The organism is Psychrosphaera sp. (genome assembly GCF_982872775.1).
Genome location: NZ_CEYNSH010000019.1, coordinates 10010 through 28821, shown reverse-complemented (window position 1 = coordinate 28821; position 18812 = coordinate 10010). Strand labels below are relative to the sequence as shown.

General features: G+C 42.2%; 15 protein-coding genes, 6 tRNA genes and 1 pseudogene. 2 read left to right on the top strand and 20 right to left on the bottom strand.

Annotated features, from left to right (window positions below):
* A pseudogene (locus AC4E96_RS07445) lies at nucleotides 1–309 on the top strand (peptide ABC transporter ATP-binding protein); the annotation flags it as partial.
* A 26-nt stretch (nucleotides 310–335) separates the two neighbouring features.
* On the opposite strand, the gene AC4E96_RS07440 reads toward AC4E96_RS07445, so the two are convergent.
* The 13 genes from AC4E96_RS07440 to AC4E96_RS07380 form a co-directional block, all read right to left on the bottom strand.
* The gene (locus AC4E96_RS07440; protein WP_488033743.1) at nucleotides 336–530 is read right to left on the bottom strand and encodes a DUF4177 domain-containing protein; all 195 of its coding nucleotides are present in this window, start codon (nucleotides 528–530) and stop codon (nucleotides 336–338) included.
* Between the two features lie 221 nt (nucleotides 531–751).
* Nucleotides 752–2620: a SurA N-terminal domain-containing protein gene (locus AC4E96_RS07435; protein WP_490255373.1), complete on the bottom strand. Its 1869-nt coding sequence runs from the start codon at nucleotides 2618–2620 to the stop codon at nucleotides 752–754.
* An 85-nt stretch (nucleotides 2621–2705) separates the two neighbouring features.
* Nucleotides 2706–2782, bottom strand: a tRNA-Asp gene (locus AC4E96_RS07430).
* A gap of 16 nt (nucleotides 2783–2798) precedes the next feature.
* Nucleotides 2799–3071 carry a nucleoid-associated protein HU-beta gene (gene hupB, locus AC4E96_RS07425; protein WP_488033741.1) on the bottom strand — a complete coding sequence of 91 codons (273 nt, stop codon included), beginning with the start codon at nucleotides 3069–3071 and terminating at the stop codon, nucleotides 2799–2801.
* A gap of 201 nt (nucleotides 3072–3272) precedes the next feature.
* Nucleotides 3273–5624: an endopeptidase La gene (lon, locus tag AC4E96_RS07420; RefSeq protein ID WP_490255372.1), complete on the bottom strand. Its 2352-nt coding sequence runs from the start codon at nucleotides 5622–5624 to the stop codon at nucleotides 3273–3275.
* 121 nt (nucleotides 5625–5745) lie between these two features.
* Nucleotides 5746–7017 (bottom strand): ATP-dependent protease ATP-binding subunit ClpX, encoded by a 1272-nt coding sequence (clpX, locus tag AC4E96_RS07415; RefSeq protein WP_488033739.1) that lies wholly within the window; start codon nucleotides 7015–7017, stop codon nucleotides 5746–5748.
* Nucleotides 7018–7100: 83 nt separating this feature from the next.
* Nucleotides 7101–7742 (bottom strand): ATP-dependent Clp endopeptidase proteolytic subunit ClpP, encoded by a 642-nt coding sequence (gene clpP, locus AC4E96_RS07410; protein WP_488033738.1) that lies wholly within the window; start codon nucleotides 7740–7742, stop codon nucleotides 7101–7103.
* Nucleotides 7743–7835: 93 nt separating this feature from the next.
* Nucleotides 7836–9143, bottom strand: coding sequence for a trigger factor (gene tig, locus AC4E96_RS07405; RefSeq protein WP_488033737.1), 1308 nt, complete (start codon nucleotides 9141–9143; stop codon nucleotides 7836–7838).
* A 191-nt stretch (nucleotides 9144–9334) separates the two neighbouring features.
* Nucleotides 9335–9411: transfer RNA gene (locus tag AC4E96_RS07400), tRNA-Pro, on the bottom strand.
* Nucleotides 9412–9430: 19 nt separating this feature from the next.
* Nucleotides 9431–9515, bottom strand: a tRNA-Leu gene (locus AC4E96_RS07395).
* Between the two features lie 6 nt (nucleotides 9516–9521).
* Nucleotides 9522–9597: transfer RNA gene (locus AC4E96_RS07390), tRNA-His, on the bottom strand.
* Between the two features lie 24 nt (nucleotides 9598–9621).
* Nucleotides 9622–9698 (bottom strand) — tRNA-Arg (locus AC4E96_RS07385).
* A gap of 32 nt (nucleotides 9699–9730) precedes the next feature.
* Nucleotides 9731–9807, bottom strand: a tRNA-Pro gene (locus AC4E96_RS07380).
* A gap of 307 nt (nucleotides 9808–10114) precedes the next feature.
* Here AC4E96_RS07380 and folD point away from each other — a divergent pair.
* Nucleotides 10115–10969: a bifunctional methylenetetrahydrofolate dehydrogenase/methenyltetrahydrofolate cyclohydrolase FolD gene (gene folD / locus AC4E96_RS07375; protein ID WP_488033736.1), complete on the top strand. Its 855-nt coding sequence runs from the start codon at nucleotides 10115–10117 to the stop codon at nucleotides 10967–10969.
* A 127-nt stretch (nucleotides 10970–11096) separates the two neighbouring features.
* Here the strand turns inward: folD and purF are convergent, their stop codons facing one another.
* From purF to AC4E96_RS07340, 7 genes are all read right to left on the bottom strand, one after another.
* Entirely contained in the window at nucleotides 11097–12614 is a 1518-nt protein-coding gene (gene purF / locus AC4E96_RS07370) for an amidophosphoribosyltransferase (protein WP_488033735.1), read from the bottom strand.
* Nucleotides 12615–12627: 13 nt separating this feature from the next.
* Entirely contained in the window at nucleotides 12628–13119 is a 492-nt protein-coding gene (locus AC4E96_RS07365; RefSeq protein WP_488033734.1) for a CvpA family protein, read from the bottom strand.
* 65 nt (nucleotides 13120–13184) lie between these two features.
* Nucleotides 13185–13925 (bottom strand): SPOR domain-containing protein, encoded by a 741-nt coding sequence (locus tag AC4E96_RS07360; RefSeq protein WP_490255371.1) that lies wholly within the window; start codon nucleotides 13923–13925, stop codon nucleotides 13185–13187.
* Between the two features lie 25 nt (nucleotides 13926–13950).
* Nucleotides 13951–15258: a bifunctional tetrahydrofolate synthase/dihydrofolate synthase gene (gene folC, locus AC4E96_RS07355; RefSeq protein WP_490255370.1), complete on the bottom strand. Its 1308-nt coding sequence runs from the start codon at nucleotides 15256–15258 to the stop codon at nucleotides 13951–13953.
* 33 nt (nucleotides 15259–15291) lie between these two features.
* Nucleotides 15292–16164: an acetyl-CoA carboxylase, carboxyltransferase subunit beta gene (gene accD, locus AC4E96_RS07350; protein ID WP_488033731.1), complete on the bottom strand. Its 873-nt coding sequence runs from the start codon at nucleotides 16162–16164 to the stop codon at nucleotides 15292–15294.
* A 153-nt stretch (nucleotides 16165–16317) separates the two neighbouring features.
* Complete coding sequence (truA, locus tag AC4E96_RS07345) at nucleotides 16318–17100, bottom strand: tRNA pseudouridine(38-40) synthase TruA (protein ID WP_490255369.1); 783 nt, start codon at nucleotides 17098–17100, stop codon at nucleotides 16318–16320.
* Nucleotides 17101–17202: 102 nt separating this feature from the next.
* A partial coding sequence (locus AC4E96_RS07340) for a FimV/HubP family polar landmark protein (protein WP_490255368.1) occupies nucleotides 17203–18812 on the bottom strand: 1610 nt, incomplete at its 5' end.

The following is an 18812-nucleotide window of genomic DNA, read 5'->3' as shown; positions in this document are numbered from 1 at the left end:
CAGGCCCAACGTATTGGTATCGCGCGAGCTCTTATCCTAGACCCACAAGTTGTCATCATAGACGAAGCTCTCGCGCCTTTAGACCCTTCACTAAGGGCACAAGTCATAAACCTTTTATTAGACTTACAGGAAACGTTACAGCTCACCTATATCCTAATTTCTCACCAAATTTCTCTCGTTCGTTATTTGAGTGATAGAATTTTTATCATGGACCAAGGCAAAATCGTCGAGTCTGGAGATGTGGATGAGGTTTTCGACAACCCACAACACGCCAAAACTCAAAAGTTGTTAAAGTCTCTTGATATGTAGCCAAGCCTTTTATTAGCAACTATCTATTAAAACTCTTTTTTCATAATTCCAGCAAACTCCAGACCGCCTTCAAGTTCACGAAAGTCAACGTTCACTAACTCCCAACCTTTTTCCCCGAGCGAACTTAGGTATGCTTCTACATCTTCTCGTTTCCTTCCTTTAAATAGTCCTCCTGTTTCTACATCTCTAGTATCTACAACCTTATATTGAAACCTTTTCATGAGTTTTCCTTATTCTAATATGAATGTTTATTGGCTAGCGCCTACATTGCACAAAATATGATGAGTGCAGTGTTTTACAATATAGATTGTTAAACACTTTTTCAAAAGGCTCTATAAAGTGTGGCGAGATTCTTTACTTCTTGTTGCCCATAAAAAAAGCCACGTTAAACGTGGCTTTTTTGCTCTACGATTAGGCCCTCAATAATTGGGCCTTCGCATTTTTATTTTTCAATTTCAGCGTTTGCTTTGCTCGCTTCAATTAATGCATCAGTCGCTTGACGTGAGATAACGGCCATTAATTGATTTGCCATAGGCTCATCAACGACAGCGTCTTTAGTCTCAACTTTAGTCAATGCAATAACAACTGCATCACCAGTACTTAACTGAACCGTATCTACAACTGGCGCGCTGTCTGTCGGTTTATGTAAATCAAATACTGCGTCACGTACTTGTGCATTTACTGCACTGTCGTAACGACCTATATCAGCAAACGTTTCTGCCCTAACCACATCGTCCGTTGCTAATGTATTAACATCTGAACCGTCTTTTAGTGCCGCTGCTAGCTCTTCTGCTTTAGCCTGTGCCAATTCGGCTGCTTTTTGACGAGTAACGGCGGCAGTTACTTGCTCTTTAACTTCTTCTAACGATTGAGAGCGCGCTGGCACGTACTCTGTCACACGAAGAACAATAGAGCGAGTGTCATCAATATCGATTAGGTCACTGTTTAGACCTTCACCAATGAATTCTTCATCAAAGGCTTTGTTCGTTGCTACTGGGCTGTTAAGTACGCCTTGTAGTTCGTTGTACGTTAACTTTGCCGTTTGCTTAAGCTCAAGACCCGCCTCTTTAGCTGCATCTTCTAATGTATCAGGCATTTCAAACGCAAGCTGGCTTACTGTCGTTTGTGCTTCGATATATAGCTCGTCGATACGAGATTGCTTGAATTGCTCTTCGATCTGATCTTTAACGTCTTCAAACTTAGCTACAGTCTTTTCAGTAAGCTCAGTTATGGTAACGATGTGGAAGCCAGATTCAGTTTCAAATACTTCAGAAACGTCACCCACGTTTTCTAATGCCAATACAGCGTCGTCAAATGCGTCGCCAAACAAGCCAGCTTCGAACCATTCTAAGTCACCGCCGTTTTCAGCGCTGAAGCTATCTTCTGAAAAGTTTTTAGCAAGTTCATCAAACGCTTCACCAGCATCAAGCTTGGCTTTGATGTCGTTGATTCGCTCTTCTGCATCGTCTGCTGCTTCAACAAGGATGTGAGAAACTCGACGACGCTCTGGCGTTGTGAATTCTGCTACGTTCACTTCGTAGTAATCTGTGAGATCTTCTTCTGTTACTTCAACAGAGTCCGCTAATAAATCCGCATCAATAACAACGTATTCAACAGCAACTTGCTCTTGAGTTTTGTACATTGACTTATTAGCCGCAAAATAGGTTTCTAAATCAGCTTGCTCTACGACCACCTGGGAAACTAAGTCAGCAGCTGAAACAGTAAGCTGGTTGAAGCTACGGTGCTGATTTGCTAGCTCTGAGTAATAATTTTTTTCATGTTCCAATACAAACTCTGACCCTAGGATGGCAGCATTGTATTGATTACGAACCATTTCGTTACGCAAGTAATCGCGGAACTGGCTTGGCAAGAAGCCCGCCTGGCGTAACATGGCTAAATACATATCATTGTTAAACTGGCCATTCACTTGGAAATTTGGCATGTCCAAAATAGTTTGTTTGATTTGCTCGTCACTTACGCGAATGCCTAAGTCTTTAGCTTGTTGACGTTGTAACTCTTGAACTATCAAGCGATCCAAAACACCCTGACGCAAGTTAGCGACATAGTTTTCGTCAGCTAATAACTGATCAACCACTTCACCAAATTGTGATTTCATGCGGTTGGTTTCGTTTTGATAAGCTTCTTCTAATGCTGACTGTGTAATTTCTACGTCATTAACCGTTGCTAATGCAGTATCAGCTTTGCTGTTGATGTAACTACCAATACCACTAATGGCAAAGGTGAGTATCACCAAGCCAAGAATAATTTTGGCTGCGATTCCTTGAGAACCTTCTCTAATTCTTTCTAGCATTGTTACTTCTCTTTGCTGAGTTGAATGTTTTTTGTAAAAAAAAACGCATCTTATCAGATGCGCTTTAATGCTTGAACTTTTTTATTGGCGGAACGGACGAGACTCGAACTCGCGACCCCCGGCGTGACAGGCCGGTATTCTAACCAACTGAACTACCGCTCCCCATAAAAATTGTTAATTAGTTACAAGCGTCTTTAAGCGCTTTACCCGCTTTGAATGCTGGAACTTTAGCTGCTGCGATTTCGATAGTCGCACCAGTTTGTGGGTTACGACCTGTGCGAGCTGCACGCTCACGCACTGAGAAAGTACCGAAACCAACTAATGCAACAGAGTCACCTTCCTTTAGAGCACCTGTAACTGATTCGATGAATGAATCTAGAGCACGGCCCGCAGAAGCTTTAGAAATGTCAGCACCTTCAGCGATTTTTTCGATTAATTGAGACTTGTTCACAATTTCATCCCCTATATTGTTTTTATAATTCTGAGTCTCTAATTATTTTTTTTAGACTCAATATCTCTGCGTTGTAATTTAACGCTAGATTGTTAATTTTATTAGTGAGAGTTGGCTCGCCAACCCTCCTAGCCCCAATAAACTAGCACAGTCGGCGCTTTTGAAAAGCCTTTTTTTCAAATTTTCGAAAAAAATATGCATTTATGCACAATTTTCGGTCGAAACTCTCTCTAAAGGCTGACTTAATGCGACTTCAAGAACTTCATCAATCCATTTAACCGGCTTAATTGTAAGGTCTTTCTTCACATTATCCGGAATTTCTTCCAGATCACGCTCGTTCTCATGAGGAATCAAAACGGTTTTAATTCCACCGCGGTGGGCTGCTAACAGCTTTTCTTTAAGACCACCAATGGCCAGTACTTCTCCACGAAGTGTGATTTCACCTGTCATCGCTACGTCAGCTTTAACTGGGTTACCCGTCAGGCTTGACACCAGTGACGTCACCATCGCAATACCGGCACTTGGGCCGTCTTTAGGTGTTGCGCCTTCTGGTACGTGGATGTGTATATCGCGTTTTTCAGCAAAGTCCTCATTGATACGAAGCATTTCAGCACGGCTTTTCACTACTGTCATTGCAGCCTGAATTGACTCCTTCATGACATCGCCTAGTGAACCGGTATACACCAATTTGCCTTTTCCAGGCACAGTTGCACATTCGATAGTCAGTAAATCACCACCAACTTGTGTCCATGCCAAACCAGTGACTTGACCAATTCGATCATCCTCATCAGCTTTGCCATAATCATGACGGCGAACACCCAAGTACTCTTGTAAATTTGAGTCATCAACTGTTACTGATTTAACCGATTTATTCGTTAAGATTTCAGTCACAACTTTACGACAAATTTTCGAAATCTCACGCTCAAGACTACGAACACCCGCTTCGCGCGTGTAATAACGAACAATGTTAATAATCGCCGCATCAGTCAGTGTAAGTTCGTTGTCTTTTAAGCCATTGCGCTTTTTCTGTTTACTCAACAAATGTTGGTTCGCAATATTTAGCTTTTCGTCTTCGGTATAGCCCGCTAGTCGAATCACTTCCATTCGGTCTAATAGTGGCCCTGGAATATCCATGCTGTTAGACGTCGCGACAAACATAATGTCTGACAAGTCATAATCCACTTCTAGGTAGTGGTCGTTAAACGCCGCATTTTGCTCTGGGTCTAATACTTCTAGTAATGCAGAAGATGGATCACCGCGCATATCTGAGCTCATCTTGTCGATTTCATCTAACAAGAACAACGGGTTCTTAACCCCTACTTTACTCATTTTTTGGATGATTTTGCCTGGCATTGAACCAATGTAGGTACGACGGTGACCACGGATTTCCGCTTCATCACGCACGCCACCAAGTGCCATACGAACGTACTTACGGCCTGTTGCTTTCGCAATTGATTGACCTAAAGAGGTTTTACCAACCCCTGGAGGACCAACTAAACACAAAATTGGGCCTTTTAATTTGCTGATACGCTGCTGTACGGCTAAATACTCAACAATGCGCTCTTTGACTTTGTCTAAACCATAATGGTCGGCATCTAAAACTTCTTGAGCCTTGTTTAAGTCGCGTTTTACTTTACTGCGCTTTTTCCAAGGAACACCAGTCATCCAGTCGATATAACCGCGAACAACCGTGGCTTCTGCAGACATAGCAGACATCATTTTTAATTTCTTGAGTTCGGCGCGAGTTTTCTGTTCAGCCTCTTCTGGCATTTGCGCGTCTTCAATTTTCTTCTCTAGCGCTTCAAACTCATCAACACCGTCTTCAGATTCGCCGAGTTCTTTTTGAATGGCTTTCATTTGCTCATTCAAATAGTATTCGCGTTGGCTTTTTTCCATCTGCTTCTTAACACGGCTACGAATTTTCTTTTCAACTTGAAGTAAATCGATTTCGCCTTCCATTAAAGCCATAAGATATTCGAGACGTTCACGCACGTCTTCAATCTCAAGAGCTTTTTGCTTTTCTTCTACTTTTAATGGCATATGTGATGCCATGGTATCGGCTAACCGGTCAGCATCATCGATACCCGTAACAGAAGTTAATACCTCTGGCGGGATCTTCTTATTAAGTTTGATGTAGCCTTCAAACTGATTGATAGCTGAGCGAATCAGAACTTCTTCTTCACGCTCATCTGCTTGAGGAGGTTCGATTAATTCAATTTGGCCTTCAAAGTATTCTTCAGTCTCTGTGTACTGAACAATTTTGCCACGTTCGTTACCTTCAACTAATACTTTTACCGTGCCGTCTGGGAGCTTAAGTAATTGTAAAATTGTCGCAACCGTACCAACGTTATACATGTCATCAGGCTGCGGGTCGTCATTTGCAGGATCGGTTTGAGCAACCAAAAATATTTTTTTATCCTTTTCCATCGCTTGTTCTAAACAAGCAATAGACTTTTCCCGACCAACAAAAAGGGGAATGACCATATGTGGATAAACGACAACATCCCGTAACGCCAAAATCGGGATATTAGAGTATTCTGCGTCATGCGTCATATTCGTGAGTTCTCTGAATTCTGATTAGTAGTCTATGAGTATATGGGGTGACCTACAAAAAGTTCAATTGTAGATACAAAAAAAGGAGCCAAATGACTCCTTTTTTTAATTTAATGGTTACTTATTGCTCAGGGACAGCTTTGCTTTTTTGATTTTCATAAATCAAAATCGGCTCAGATTGTCCTTCGATAACTGATTCATCTATAACCACTTTTGATACATCTTCCATCGACGGTAACTCGTACATGGTATCGAGTAATGTCGCTTCGATAATTGAACGAAGACCACGAGCTCCTGTTTTGCGCTCCATGGCTTTCGCACCAATGGCTTTCAATGCATCTTCACGGAACTCAAGCTCAACCCCTTCTAGGTCGAACAAAGCACCATATTGCTTGGTCAATGCATTCTTAGGCTCGCTTAGGATTTGAACTAATGCGTCTAAGTCGAGCTCACCTAGCGTAGCAACAACCGGTAGACGACCGATAAATTCAGGTATCAACCCGTATTTAACTAAATCTTCTGGTTCTACGTTGGCAAAATGCTCAGAAAGAGTGACTTCATCTTTGCTCGATTTAACTTCCGCGCCAAAACCAATTGCGGTGCCCTTTTCAGAACGAGCCGCAACGACTTTGTCTAATCCAGCAAAGGCACCACCACAGATAAATAAAATCTTAGAGGTATCAACCTGCAAGAATTCCTGTTGTGGGTGTTTACGGCCACCTTGAGGTGGAATCGATGCTACCGTGCCTTCAATCAGCTTAAGTAGTGCTTGTTGAACACCCTCACCTGAAACATCACGAGTAATAGACGGATTGTCTGACTTACGTGAAATCTTATCAATTTCATCGATGTAAACGATACCGCGCTGGGCTTTTTCTACGTCGTAGTCACACTTTTGTAATAGCTTTTGAATGATGTTTTCTACATCTTCACCAACATAACCGGCTTCAGTTAATGTTGTTGCATCCGCCATTGTAAATGGTACATCTAGGAAACGGGCTAATGTTTCTGCAAGTAATGTTTTACCACTACCTGTTGGACCAATTAACAAGATATTACTCTTGCCTAGCTCTACGTCACCATTGGTATCGCCATTTCTTAAACGCTTGTAGTGGTTATAAACCGCAACACTTAACACTTTCTTGGCATGTTGTTGACCAATTACGTAGTCATCAAGATGCGAACGAATATCGCGTGGTGTCGGCAATGCATCCGCATCGCGTTTTGGCGAAATTTCTTTGATTTCTTCTCTGATGATGTCGTTACATAAATCAACACACTCATCACAGATATATACAGAAGGGCCTGCAATTAACTTGCGTACTTCATGCTGGCTCTTGCCGCAAAATGAACAATACAGTAGTTTACTGTCGTTTTCTGTATGCTCTGACATTCAGTCACCTCACTTTGCTAGCTCTACTAACTTAATGTTAGTAAAAAAAATGCTATTAGCCTATATATCGACTAATTAGTTAATTACTTGATCTCGCGGCGGTCTAAAATCGAATCGATTAAGCCGTACTCCAACGCATCTTCTGGCGTCAAAAAGTTATCGCGGTCTGTATCTTTCGCTACCTTTTCATAAGGTTGACCAGAATGTTCAGCCATCAAGGTATTAAGCTTTTCTTTAATCGCAATGATTTCTTTTGCGTGAATCTCGATATCTGATGCTTGACCTTGGAAACCACCTAAAGGTTGGTGAATCATCACTCGAGAGTTTGGTAAACAGTGGCGTTTACCTTTTGTACCGCCTGACAATAAGAACGCACCCATGCTTGCTGCTTGACCCATACAAACCGTCGAAATATCAGGCTTGATAAAATTCATGGTGTCATAAATAGACATACCAGCCGTTACAGAGCCACCAGGTGAGTTGATATAAAGATAAATATCTTTATCTGGGTTTTCTGATTCTAAGAACAATAACTGTGCACAGATCAGATTTGCCATTTGATCTTCAACTTGACCAGTTAGGAAAATTACTCGCTCTTTTAATAAGCGTGAATAAATATCGTAAGAACGTTCCCCTTTCGCCGTCTGTTCTACGACCATTGGGACTAATGCATTGCTTGGATCGGTAATTGATCCAGCGGCCACATTATTGGTGTGGTTAATCATATAGCTTCCTTAAACAAAAATGGCTCGACATACTTACTAGTATATCGAGCCATTTAACCCTTTGTTCAACCCTTAAGTCAATGCGATTTTAAATTACGCTTGCTTTGGGTTCATAATTTCGTCAAAGCTGACTGATTTTTCTTCAACTTTGGCTTTTTCTAGGATTAATTCGATAGCTTGATCTTCAGTTGCTAAGTTACGTACATTTTCAAGAAGCTTCTCGTCATTGTAGTAGTAGTTAACAACTTCAGTTGGATCTTCGTATGCAGATGCTTGAGTTTCGATAATTTCTTTAACTTTTGCATCGTCTGCTTTAATTTCGTTAGTGCGAATGAACTCACCAAGTAATAAACCAGTGCGTACGCGATCTTTAGCTTGTTGCTCGAATAATTCAGCAGGTAGCTCAGGCATGTTGTTAGCGTCCATTTGACCACCAAAACGCTGCATAGCTTGCTGACGTAAAACGTTAACTTCTTGGTCGATTAACGCTTTAGGTACTTCTAATTCGTGTGCTTCTAATAGACCTTTGATAACTTGCTCTTTTACCTTCGCTTTTAACGCTTGGCCTAATTCACGAGTCATGTTTGCTTTAACTTCAGTCTTAAGAGCGTCAACGCCACCTTCAGTGATACCAAACTTCTCAACGAATTCGTCAGTTAGTTCTGGTAATTCTTGTACTTCAACTTTGTTTACTTTAACTGCAAACTCAGCGTCTTTACCTTTAAGGTTTTCTGCGTGATATTCTTCAGGGAAAGTAACGTTAACTGTTACTTCTTCGCCTGCTTTCTTACCAATGATGTCGTCTTCGAATCCAGGGATCATACGACCAGCGCCTAGTTCAAGATCAAAACCTTCTGCTTTGCCGCCTTCAAACTCTTCACCGTCAACTTTACCTAGGAAGTCGATGTTTACACGGTTACCTTCAGCAGCAGCTTCTTTTGACTCAACCCAAGTAGCCTGTTGCTTCTGAAGTGTTTCCATCATGTTTTCTAAGTCAGCGTCAGTTACTTCTGCTACTGGACGTTCAACTTCGATTTTTTCAACGTTTGATAATTCAACCTCTGGGTATACTTCGAACGTCGCTGTGAATTCTAAGTCTTCACCACGCTTCATGTTTTTAGGTTCGAAGTAAGGTGCGCCCGCTGGGTTTACTTTTTCTTGAATGATAGCTTGGATGTAGTTTTGTTGCATTTGCTCTTGTGCAACTTCTGCAAATACAGACTGACCAAAACGCTTCTCTAGAATTGCTACTGGTACTTTACCTTTACGGAAACCATCGATACGAGTTGTTTTACCAACTTCACGTAGACGAGCCTTAACTTGATTTTCAATCGATTCTGCTGGAAGCGTGATCGTAACTTTACGCTCTAAACCTTGAGTCGTTTCTAAAGAAACCTGCATGTTCTAACCTCAATTAATTAACTTTGTGACCGCTTGAAAAAAATGGGCCCAAATTTTTGTTCTTAAAATGACGCGGCATTATAGCCATGGAAAATCCAATCGTCCACGATAAAGCACAATAAAAGGCAGAAATAATGAGCAAACGAGCTAAAAATATTGAAATTAAGAGAATATGTACTAGAGGGGATAAATGGTCGGTGTTGCAGGATTTGAACCTGCGACCCCTTCGACCCAAACGAAGTGCGCTACCAAGCTGCGCTAAACACCGACTATATAAGAGTAAATTTTGGTGCGGAAGGAGAGACTTGAACTCTCACACCCGAAGATACTGGAACCTAAATCCAGCGCGTCTACCAATTCCGCCACTTCCGCAAAAGATGGGGTGACTGATGGGACTCGAACCCACGACAACCGGAATCACAATCCAGGGCTCTACCAACTGAGCTACAATCACCGCAATAAGACTTGTCACAAAACATGGCGCACCCGGTAGGATTCGAACCTACGACCGACGCCTTAGAAGGGCGTTGCTCTATCCAGCTGAGCTACGGGCGCTTCACCTACGGGCTAATCTCAAAAGTTCAAAGTGGTCGGTGTTGCAGGATTTGAACCTGCGACCCCTTCGACCCAAACGAAGTGCGCTACCAAGCTGCGCTAAACACCGACTTTGAATCTTTGAGAACCTACTGCCTCGCGACAAGGCGGCATATTACGGATAACCCCTGATTCAGTCAAACACTTTTTTAAAAGTTTTTTCCGTTTGGTGATTTTTAGTGCAACTCGCTTTCGTTTTAACCAATAATAGCGTATTCCGCGCATATTTTAACCATTCTTTTAAAAATTAATTTGTATCTTTTTATTGGTTTACTGTTTTATTCAATGAGATTTCTGTTTCAAGGGTTTACAATAAGCACGGTTTATAAAACTAAGCGAAATAACTACTTTTAACATCTACTATATAAGAGTGTTCAATGACTGCCAGATTAATTGATGGTAAAGCCATCGCCCAAACCGTTCGTGACAAAGTAAAAACAGGAGTGAGTGCCCGCCTTAAAGCTAATCGTCGTGCTCCTGGTCTTGCCGTAGTGCTCGTTGGCCAAGACCCAGCTTCACAAGTTTATGTGGGTAACAAGAAAAAAGCGTGTGAAGAGGTTGGTCTTGTTTCAAAGTCTTTTGACCTTCCAGCCACCACCACGGAAGCAGAGTTGCTTTCTTTAGTAGATGAATTAAACGCAAATGATGAAATCGACGGTATTTTGGTTCAATTACCATTACCTCACGGTCTAAACCCAGAGAGAATTCTAGAACGTATTCACCCACACAAAGACGTTGATGGCTTCCACCCTTATAATATTGGTCGCTTGGCACAACGAGTCCCAGCGCTTCGTCCATGTACTCCAAAGGGCATCATGACGTTATTAGATAACACCCATGTATTTTATAAAGGCAAACACGCCGTTATTGTCGGTGCTTCTAATATTGTTGGCCGCCCTATGTCGCTCGAACTACTTTTAGCAGGTTGTACAACCACCGTTTGCCATAAGTTTACGCAAGACTTGGAAGCACAGGTTCGCCAAGCTGACATTTTAGTTGTAGCGGTTGGTAAACCAGAGTTTATTCCGGGCGACTGGGTCAAGCCTGGTGCTATCGTAATTGATGTAGGCATTAATCGTTTAGACGATGGTCGTTTAGTCGGGGACATCCAATTTGAAGAAGCCGCAGAGCGTGCGTCTTGGATTACACCCGTTCCTGGTGGCGTAGGCCCAATGACAGTAGCTTCTTTAGTAGAGAATACACTAGAGGCGTGTGAGAAATTTCATAGTTAACCTGTTTCGAAACCCACAGACACAAAAAAGGCGATGATTAATTTCATCGCCTTTTTTATTGTTACCGACTTTTAAAAAAGTATGGGTTAATCCAACTTAGCCCTATTACTTAGGCTTCTAGTTAGTTTTAGTCCGTTTCTTCGTTGTGAAGTTCAAGACCAGTCTCAATCGGTTCTGTTTTTTTGGATTTCGCCGAATCCGAACGTGCGCTTTCTAAAGATTCCAAATACATTTGATCAATGTCTTTTGTCACATAGTTTCCATCAAAAACCGACGTCTCAAACTTTAAGATAGATGGGTTTTCATCTTTAACCGCATTTACCAAGTCATCAAGAGATTGGAAAATTAATTCATCTGCACCGATCATTGATGCAACTTCATCTGCTTCACGGCCGTAGGCAATTAATTCATTAGGCGATGGCATATCAATACCATAAACATTAGGAAAACGAATTTCCGGTGCCGCTGAGGCAAAGAAGACTTTCGCTGCGCCAGCATCACGGGCCATTTCAATAATTTGTTCTGATGTTGTACCACGAACAATCGAGTCATCAACCAACAGTACATTTTTACCTTTAAACTCTTGGCTAATTGCATTGAGCTTACGACGTACCGACTTTTTACGTTGGGCCTGACCAGGCATGATGAAAGTACGACCAACGTAGCGATTTTTTACAAAACCTTGACGATATGGCAAATCCAATTCGTGCGCAATTTGCAGTGCAATGTCGCAACTGGTTTCTGGCACGGGAATAACAACGTCTATATCTAAATCTGCCCATTCATTTTTGATCTTGCGACCAAGGTATTCACCCATTTTCACTCGAGAGCCATAAACGGAAATATCATTTAGTTGTGAATCTGGGCGCGCAAAATAAACATATTCAAAAATACATGGTACGCATTTAGGGTCTGGGTGGCATTGTTGCGTATGCAATTCGCCACTTTCAGTGATGTAAATAGCCTCGCCAGGGGCAACATCTCTTACCAATTTAAAACCGTCTATATCCAGCGCAACACTTTCTGAAGCAACCATGTATTCAGTGCCCTGCTCCGTTTCTCGCTGACCAAGCACTAGAGGACGAATACCGTTAGGATCCCTAAATGCCAATAAGCCGTGGCCAATGATCATCGCTACGACTGCATAAGCTCCGCGTACTTTATGGTGAACGCGACGAACCGCACCAAACATATCAGCTGCAGACAGCTCCATTAAGTTGGACTCACAGAGTTCGTGTGCCAATACGTTTAATAATAATTCTGAGTCTGAAGTGGTGTTGATGTGGCGTCTTGCTTCTTTGAATAGGACATCTTTAAGTTCAGAAGCGTTGGTGAGATTACCGTTGTGAGCGAGAGAGATACCAAAAGGCGAGTTCACATAGAATGGTTGGGCTTCTGCAGAGCTTGAGCTACCGGCTGTGGGATACCGTACATGCCCTATTCCCATATTGCCCTGCAATCGCTGCATATGACGTTCTTGAAAAACGTCTCGGACAAATCCGTTGGCTTTTCTCAATCTAAAGTGGCCATTATCAATGGTCACTATTCCGGCTGCATCTTGGCCACGATGCTGCAACACCGTTAATCCATCGTAAATAATCTGATTAACTGGCGCCTTGCCAACTATACCAACAATACCACACATGATTTGGTCTCCATCAATGTTGTGTAGACAGTAAACTTGAGTTTTCTTTTACTAATTCAAAGAACCATTCGACGATGAATGAAAATTCTGGAATTAAAATAGACGATTGCCACCATTGCGCACTGCTTGATGGTGTTAATGTATCTAAAAACAGTAAAGTTGCGGCAACAATTAATGCGCCTCTAAGGCCACCAAAGACCATGCCCAACATCTTGTCGGTACCGGATAGGCCTGTGAACTCTACTATTTCTGAAAGTAAATGGTTGACCATTGCGCCCAAAATAAGCGTAATAATAAATAGAATGGCAATGGCGGCACCGTTGCGGAAGAGGTCTTTTTCGATGCCAGTAAGGTAAACAGCGAGGTCTGCATAAAAACGGCTTGCAATAAAAAACGCCGCTATCCAAACAGCCAAAGAAACGGCTTCTTTGACAAACCCTCGTACAAGGCTAATTAAGCCTGAGATTGCGATAACAGCAATTATCGCGTAATCAATCCATACCATGAGATTGCATGTTCCACTGCTGAGATTTCGGCGCGAAGTCTAACAAACCCCGCACCTTTGCGCCACTAATTTGTTGGTTCAAAACGAGTGATTTTACCCGCTAGCCCTGTTAGTTCTTTCAATTTAATTTGAGCCTTTTCAAGTTTATCTTTATCAGATTCAGGCCCAATGTATACCTTAGACAAAACACCAGATTTGGTTTTTACCGGTTTTGTGTAGGTTTCATATCCAGCTTGTTTTAGCTTATCCCTCAGCGTTGTGACATTTTCTTTATGTTTAAAACTGCCTAGCTGCAAGATATATAGAGGCTTTTTATAGCGAGATGGATTAGGTTCGTTTGTCGTCGTAGGTGCTTTTGCAGTGACCTTTTGACTCGGTTTATTTTGTTCAACGGCTAAACTTTGTACCGCCTCTTGATGACTCTCTTTATTTGATGTTTCTACAGGCTGTGGCTGATTATTGACTTCAGAAGCTTGTGTCGAGGCTAGGACATCATCTGAGCTTGCAAGGTTCGACTCCTGAGGCTTAAATCCACCCTCATTTGGATTCGGCTCATTGTCGTCCTCTGCCATTGAATCAACCGCTACGTCGTTGGAAGTCGGAACTTTCGCAATATTTTCTTTTACTGTCTCCAGCGGGAATTCAGTTAGTTTTGGCTGAGTATTAAACTCTGGAGTTTCAGGAATTTTTTTAAAATCAGACTTACTCGTTTGTTTTTGACCGTCAAGCAGATCAGGTATAAAGACGACACCCGCAATTACTACGATCAACATACCTACCAGGCGCTGTTTGATTAATTCTGTCACCAACTTTCCTTACCTAAAATTATTATTATTCTTTGTGAAGATTTAAGATTTCTGCCACCGTGAAAAACGAGCCAAAGCCCACGAGTAAACTCTTTTCGCTTTCTGACTCTAGTTTTTGCTGTTCACTTGCAGCCTGCCACGCATCTTCAACTTTACCAAAGCTGTGGATTTTGAACACCCCTAGCTCTTCAAGAATGCGCTTAAGTGCCTGCGAATCAGCCGCTCTTGAATTTTGCGGCAACCCTCCAATAAACCATTCGTCCACAATTGGTACCATGGTTTGCAGTGTCTGCTTGATGTCTTTGTCTATCATCATAGCGACGACGGCAGAAACATGACGTGCTTTAGCAAAAGGCGGTCGGCTCTTGATTGAATCTGCTAAAAAAGTTACGGCATGAGGATTATGGGCAACGTCTACCATTTGAAGAGGCTGCTCTGAAAGGACTTGCATACGACCATCCAATGAGAAGTTTTCAATCACGTTGTTGACTTCTTCTTGAGATAGTTCAATGCCCAGCTCTATCAACACAGAAATGGCCGTTGCGAGGTTTTGGACAGGAACATAATTTAATGCCAATGCATCGTAAACTTTATGTTCACTGCTGTATTGCCACCACTGGTTGGGCACTTCCCCACCTAACAACTCATAGCTGAAGTCACGGCCGGTCTGAAGCACTTTGCCTACTTGATGTGCGTCAGCTTGCTCAGCAAAAGCCTTATATTTGTGTCCCTCACCAATAATGGCAGTGGTACCAGGTTTAAAAATACCTGCTTTTTCAAAGGCTATCTCTTCTTTCGTTTCACCAAGCCAATCTGTATGGTCTAACCCAATACTTGTGATGACAGAAATATCTTGCTGAACAATATTAGTAGAATCTAAACGGCCGCCTAAGCCAACCTCAATCAATACAACGTCAAGCGCTAACTGCTGAAAAATTCGATATGAAGCTAGGGTAGAAAACTCAAAATAAGTTAAGGCGACATCACCTCGTCTCGACTCAATGAAGTTAAATGCATCGATATGAGCTTGATCAGCTAACATTTCACCATTAATTCTAACGCGCTCATTATAATTAAAAATGTGGGGAGAGCTAAACACGCCAACACTGAAGCCTTGCGCAATAAGAGCTTGTTCTACAAAGCGAATCGTTGTGCCTTTGCCATTTGTTCCAGCCACCAAAACAGTCTGTTTGGCATTCAGGTTAGTTACATTTGCTCGTTCTGCAACGCATTGAATTCGATCTAACCCTAACTCGATTTCTTTAGGGTGTTGTTGCTCTAAATAAAAAAGCCAGTCATTTAGAGACTGGCTTTGAAAAGGTTGTGTACTCACTATTGTACCTATCAGCGTACTATTGTTTAGTACTTATGCCGTTCTGTGCTCTTTTTCCAATGATGGTAGTTTACACATTTTTGCGAACAAACGTGAGACTGTATTTCGCATTTCTCTTCGATCTACAATCATATCAATAGCGCCGTGTTCCAATAAGAACTCACTGCGTTGGAACCCTTCAGGTAATTTTTCTCTTACCGTTTGTTCTATGACACGAGGACCAGCAAAACCGATAAGCGCTTTAGGCTCACCGATATTAACATCGCCTAACATTGCTAAACTGGCTGAAACCCCACCCATTGTTGGGTCTGTTAAAACCGATATAAACGGTAGGCCTTTTTCACTTAGTTTAGCTAACGCAGCACTTGTCTTAGCCATTTGCATTAGTGAGAACAACGCTTCTTGCATTCGCGCGCCACCAGAGGCTGAAAAACAAATTAACGGGATATTTTCGTTGATACAAACATTTACTGCTTGGACAAACTTTTCACCTACAACGGTAGCCATTGAGCCACCCATGTATTCAAATTGAAACGCTGCAGCTACACAAGGTACGCCTTTTACACGACCTTTTAACACGACCATTGCGTCTTTTTCTTTTGTTTGCTTTTGTGCTGCAGAAATTCTGTCTTTATATTTTTTACTGTCTTTAAAAGACAAAACATCTTGTGGCTCTAAATCAGCTGCAATCTCTGTTTTTTCTCCAGAATCTAGAAAAAGCTCTAGGCGTTTACGACCGGTTAAACGCATATGATGGTCGCACTTAGGACAAACGCCCTGTTCTTTTTCTAAATCATTTTTATACAGAATAGCGTCGCAGCTAGTACATTTGGTCCATACCCCTTCTGGAATGTTGCGTTTGGTAGAGGTATTTGTCTTAGGTAGAATTTTTTCTATCCAGCTCATTTTACTGCCTTATAAAAGTTGTCCGCATTATTCTTCACGCTGAAAATTTCAAGCGTATTAAAACACAAGAATTCCTTAAAAACTCGCTTAAACTGGTCTTATAAGTCATCTTTTTGGTCAAAATTGCGGCAAAAACAAAATTTTACTGGATACTTAGGTTAAAAATAACGGACCTAATTTTGACTGCGGTAACCCAAACTCCTCTGGATAATCCACATCAATTAGGTATAAGCCGTTTGGTTTCGCAGTTTCAGCGGCTTGGGTGCGATCTTTAGCGGCTAAAAGCTCTGCCATCCATTCGACTGGTTTCTCACCTTTGCCGATAGCAATAAGACTACCTGCGATATTTCGTACCATATGATGAACAAAAGCGTTAGCTTTAATGTCGATGACGACAAAAGAGCCAGTTCTAGACACATTTACGAAGTGAATAAAACGATTTGGGGAATTGGATTGACACTGGGCAGCTCGAAATGAAGAAAAGTCATTTTCTCCTAGTAGGCACTGAGCCGCTTCATGCATTTTCTCTTCATTTAACGGCATATGATAATGACTTAACCCATGGTTTAAGATACCAGGGCGCAAGCGTTCATTGTAAATTACGTATCGATAGCGACGAGCAGTGGCTGAGAACCTAGCATGGAAGTCATCAGGAACATGTTTGACCCACGTAACAGCGATAGCGTCAGGGAGGTTGGCATTGACGCCCATTGTCCAACCTTTATCAGTACGTACCGAGTCTGTTTCAAAGTGAACGACTTGGCCAGTTCCGTGAACTCCGGCATCCGTGCGACCGGCACAAAACACATCAACTTTATGATTGGCAACTTTACTCAACGCCTTTTCAAGACACTCTTGAACGGTCGTCACTTCTCGTTGTCGCTGCCACCCAAAAAACTGAGCACCGTCGTATTCTATTCCTAAAGCAATGCGCATAACTGCCTATTTCCAACATTTAATCGATAAAAAAATTTGGCAGCATTATACAACGGTTTAACGAAGAACCCACCCGTTTATCGAGCCGGTTGTCTAACATGCCTATTTCTGAAGCTTCTCTAGCATTGTTTTGGCCTGTTCTTGAGCTTCTTCGTTATCCGATTGAATTATTTTTTCTAAGATGAGTTGGGCATTTTCTTCGTCGCCCATTTCGATGTAGGTATTCGCTAAATCGAGTTGATTAGCCATGCCACCAGCTTCTAGATCTACGTCGACCGAGCCGCGCTCATCCGCTAACTCTTCAAAGTCATCAAGGCCAACATCAATGTCCAAATCATCTGGAATTTCGACGTCTTCACCATCATCCAGCTCGTCGATTAAGCTATCGACACTCACAAAGTCTTGATCTAAATCAGCCAGCTCTGCACTTAATAAATCATCGCTGATGTCGCCAAGTAAATCATCATCGAGATCATCGCCTAGTTCTGCAATGTCTACATTTTCAGAAGGTGTAGCGTCATCACTGACCGGGTCGTTAGCAGTTGAGTTTGTTTCTTCTGCGTCCGTTGATAGTTCGGCTAAAAGCTGATCAAAATCGGCTTGTTCTAAATCATCTATTTCAAATGCTTCTGCAGATTCAACTTCGTTTTCAGACTCTGCGTCTTCTGTTTCCATTTCGTCTTGAGCCGCGTCGTCTTGCGTCTCGTCGCCTTCAATCTCTGTATTGGAGTCTTCGGTAATGCTGTTATTTTCAGGCTCTTCGTCAAATAACTCAGTTTCACCTAAGTCGCTAATTTCATCTGCACCTTCTGAAAACTCTTCATCTTGTAAAAGGTTTTCAATATCGGATTCATCGAAGCTTGTATTCAGCAAGTCTTCATCGAGCAATGGTGCTTCTGTATCGGCGTCTTCAGATAATAAGTTTGCAATTTCTTCTTCACCAAAGTCAGTTGGATCTAAATCGACACCTTCGGCTAAATCATCACCTAATTCATCAATATCGACGCTGTCTGAGGTGTCTGCTTGAGGGTTTTCCTCCTCATCGACATCGTCTTCTATAGTTTCATCAGCATGACTTTCTGAAAGTTCATCATCAATACCATCAAAGTCGTCTTGCATCTCTAGATCTGGATACTCATCTAGCTCTGCACTTGCTTCAACATCATTGACCGGCTTGTCATGTTCTTGTTCACCGGCTGAAAGGTCGATCGCATCATGTTCAGACTCTTCGTGAAGCTCGTCTTCATCATGCTCATCGTGAATTACGGGTTCTTCTGATTCTTCTGGAACTTCACCTGTGGCGTCTTCAGCTACTTCTTCTACAGCCTCTTCAGTTGCATCGTCTGAAGCTTCCTCTTCTGCTACGTCATCGACAGGTTCTTCTTCCGTTTCATCACCTGCATCTTCAACTAATGCATCGACATTTAAGTCATCATCTGAGTCTTCGGTTACCGGCTCTGGAGTTTCTTCTGCTGCTTCGTCAGTCACATCATCTGAGGCTTCAGCTACTTCTTCGGCAGGTTCTTCTTCCGCTTCATCAGCTGCATCTTCAACTAATGCATCGACATCTAAGTCATCATCTGAATCTTCGGTTACCGGCTCTGGAGTTTCTTCTGCTGCTTCGTCAGTCACATCATCTGAGGCTTCAGCTACTTCTTCGGCAGGTTCTTCTTCCGCTTCATCAGCTGCATCTTCAACTAATGCATCGACAT

Excerpts from the sequence above, each read along its gene's own strand:
- AC4E96_RS07440 (WP_488033743.1), bottom strand. The coding sequence starts at position 530 with ATGAAAAGGTTTCAATATAAGGTTGTAGATACTAGAGATGTAGAAACA.
- AC4E96_RS07435 (WP_490255373.1), bottom strand. The coding sequence starts at position 2,620 with ATGCTAGAAAGAATTAGAGAAGGTTCTCAAGGAATCGCAGCCAAAATT.
- lon (WP_490255372.1), bottom strand. The coding sequence starts at position 5,624 with ATGACGCATGACGCAGAATACTCTAATATCCCGATTTTGGCGTTACGG.
- clpX (WP_488033739.1), bottom strand. The coding sequence starts at position 7,017 with ATGTCAGAGCATACAGAAAACGACAGTAAACTACTGTATTGTTCATTT.
- clpP (WP_488033738.1), bottom strand. The coding sequence starts at position 7,742 with ATGATTAACCACACCAATAATGTGGCCGCTGGATCAATTACCGATCCA.
- tig (WP_488033737.1), bottom strand. The coding sequence starts at position 9,143 with ATGCAGGTTTCTTTAGAAACGACTCAAGGTTTAGAGCGTAAAGTTACG.
- folD (WP_488033736.1), top strand. The coding sequence starts at position 10,115 with ATGACTGCCAGATTAATTGATGGTAAAGCCATCGCCCAAACCGTTCGT.
- purF (WP_488033735.1), bottom strand. The coding sequence starts at position 12,614 with ATGTGTGGTATTGTTGGTATAGTTGGCAAGGCGCCAGTTAATCAGATT.
- AC4E96_RS07365 (WP_488033734.1), bottom strand. The coding sequence starts at position 13,119 with ATGGTATGGATTGATTACGCGATAATTGCTGTTATCGCAATCTCAGGC.
- accD (WP_488033731.1), bottom strand. The coding sequence starts at position 16,164 with ATGAGCTGGATAGAAAAAATTCTACCTAAGACAAATACCTCTACCAAA.
- truA (WP_490255369.1), bottom strand. The coding sequence starts at position 17,100 with ATGCGCATTGCTTTAGGAATAGAATACGACGGTGCTCAGTTTTTTGGG.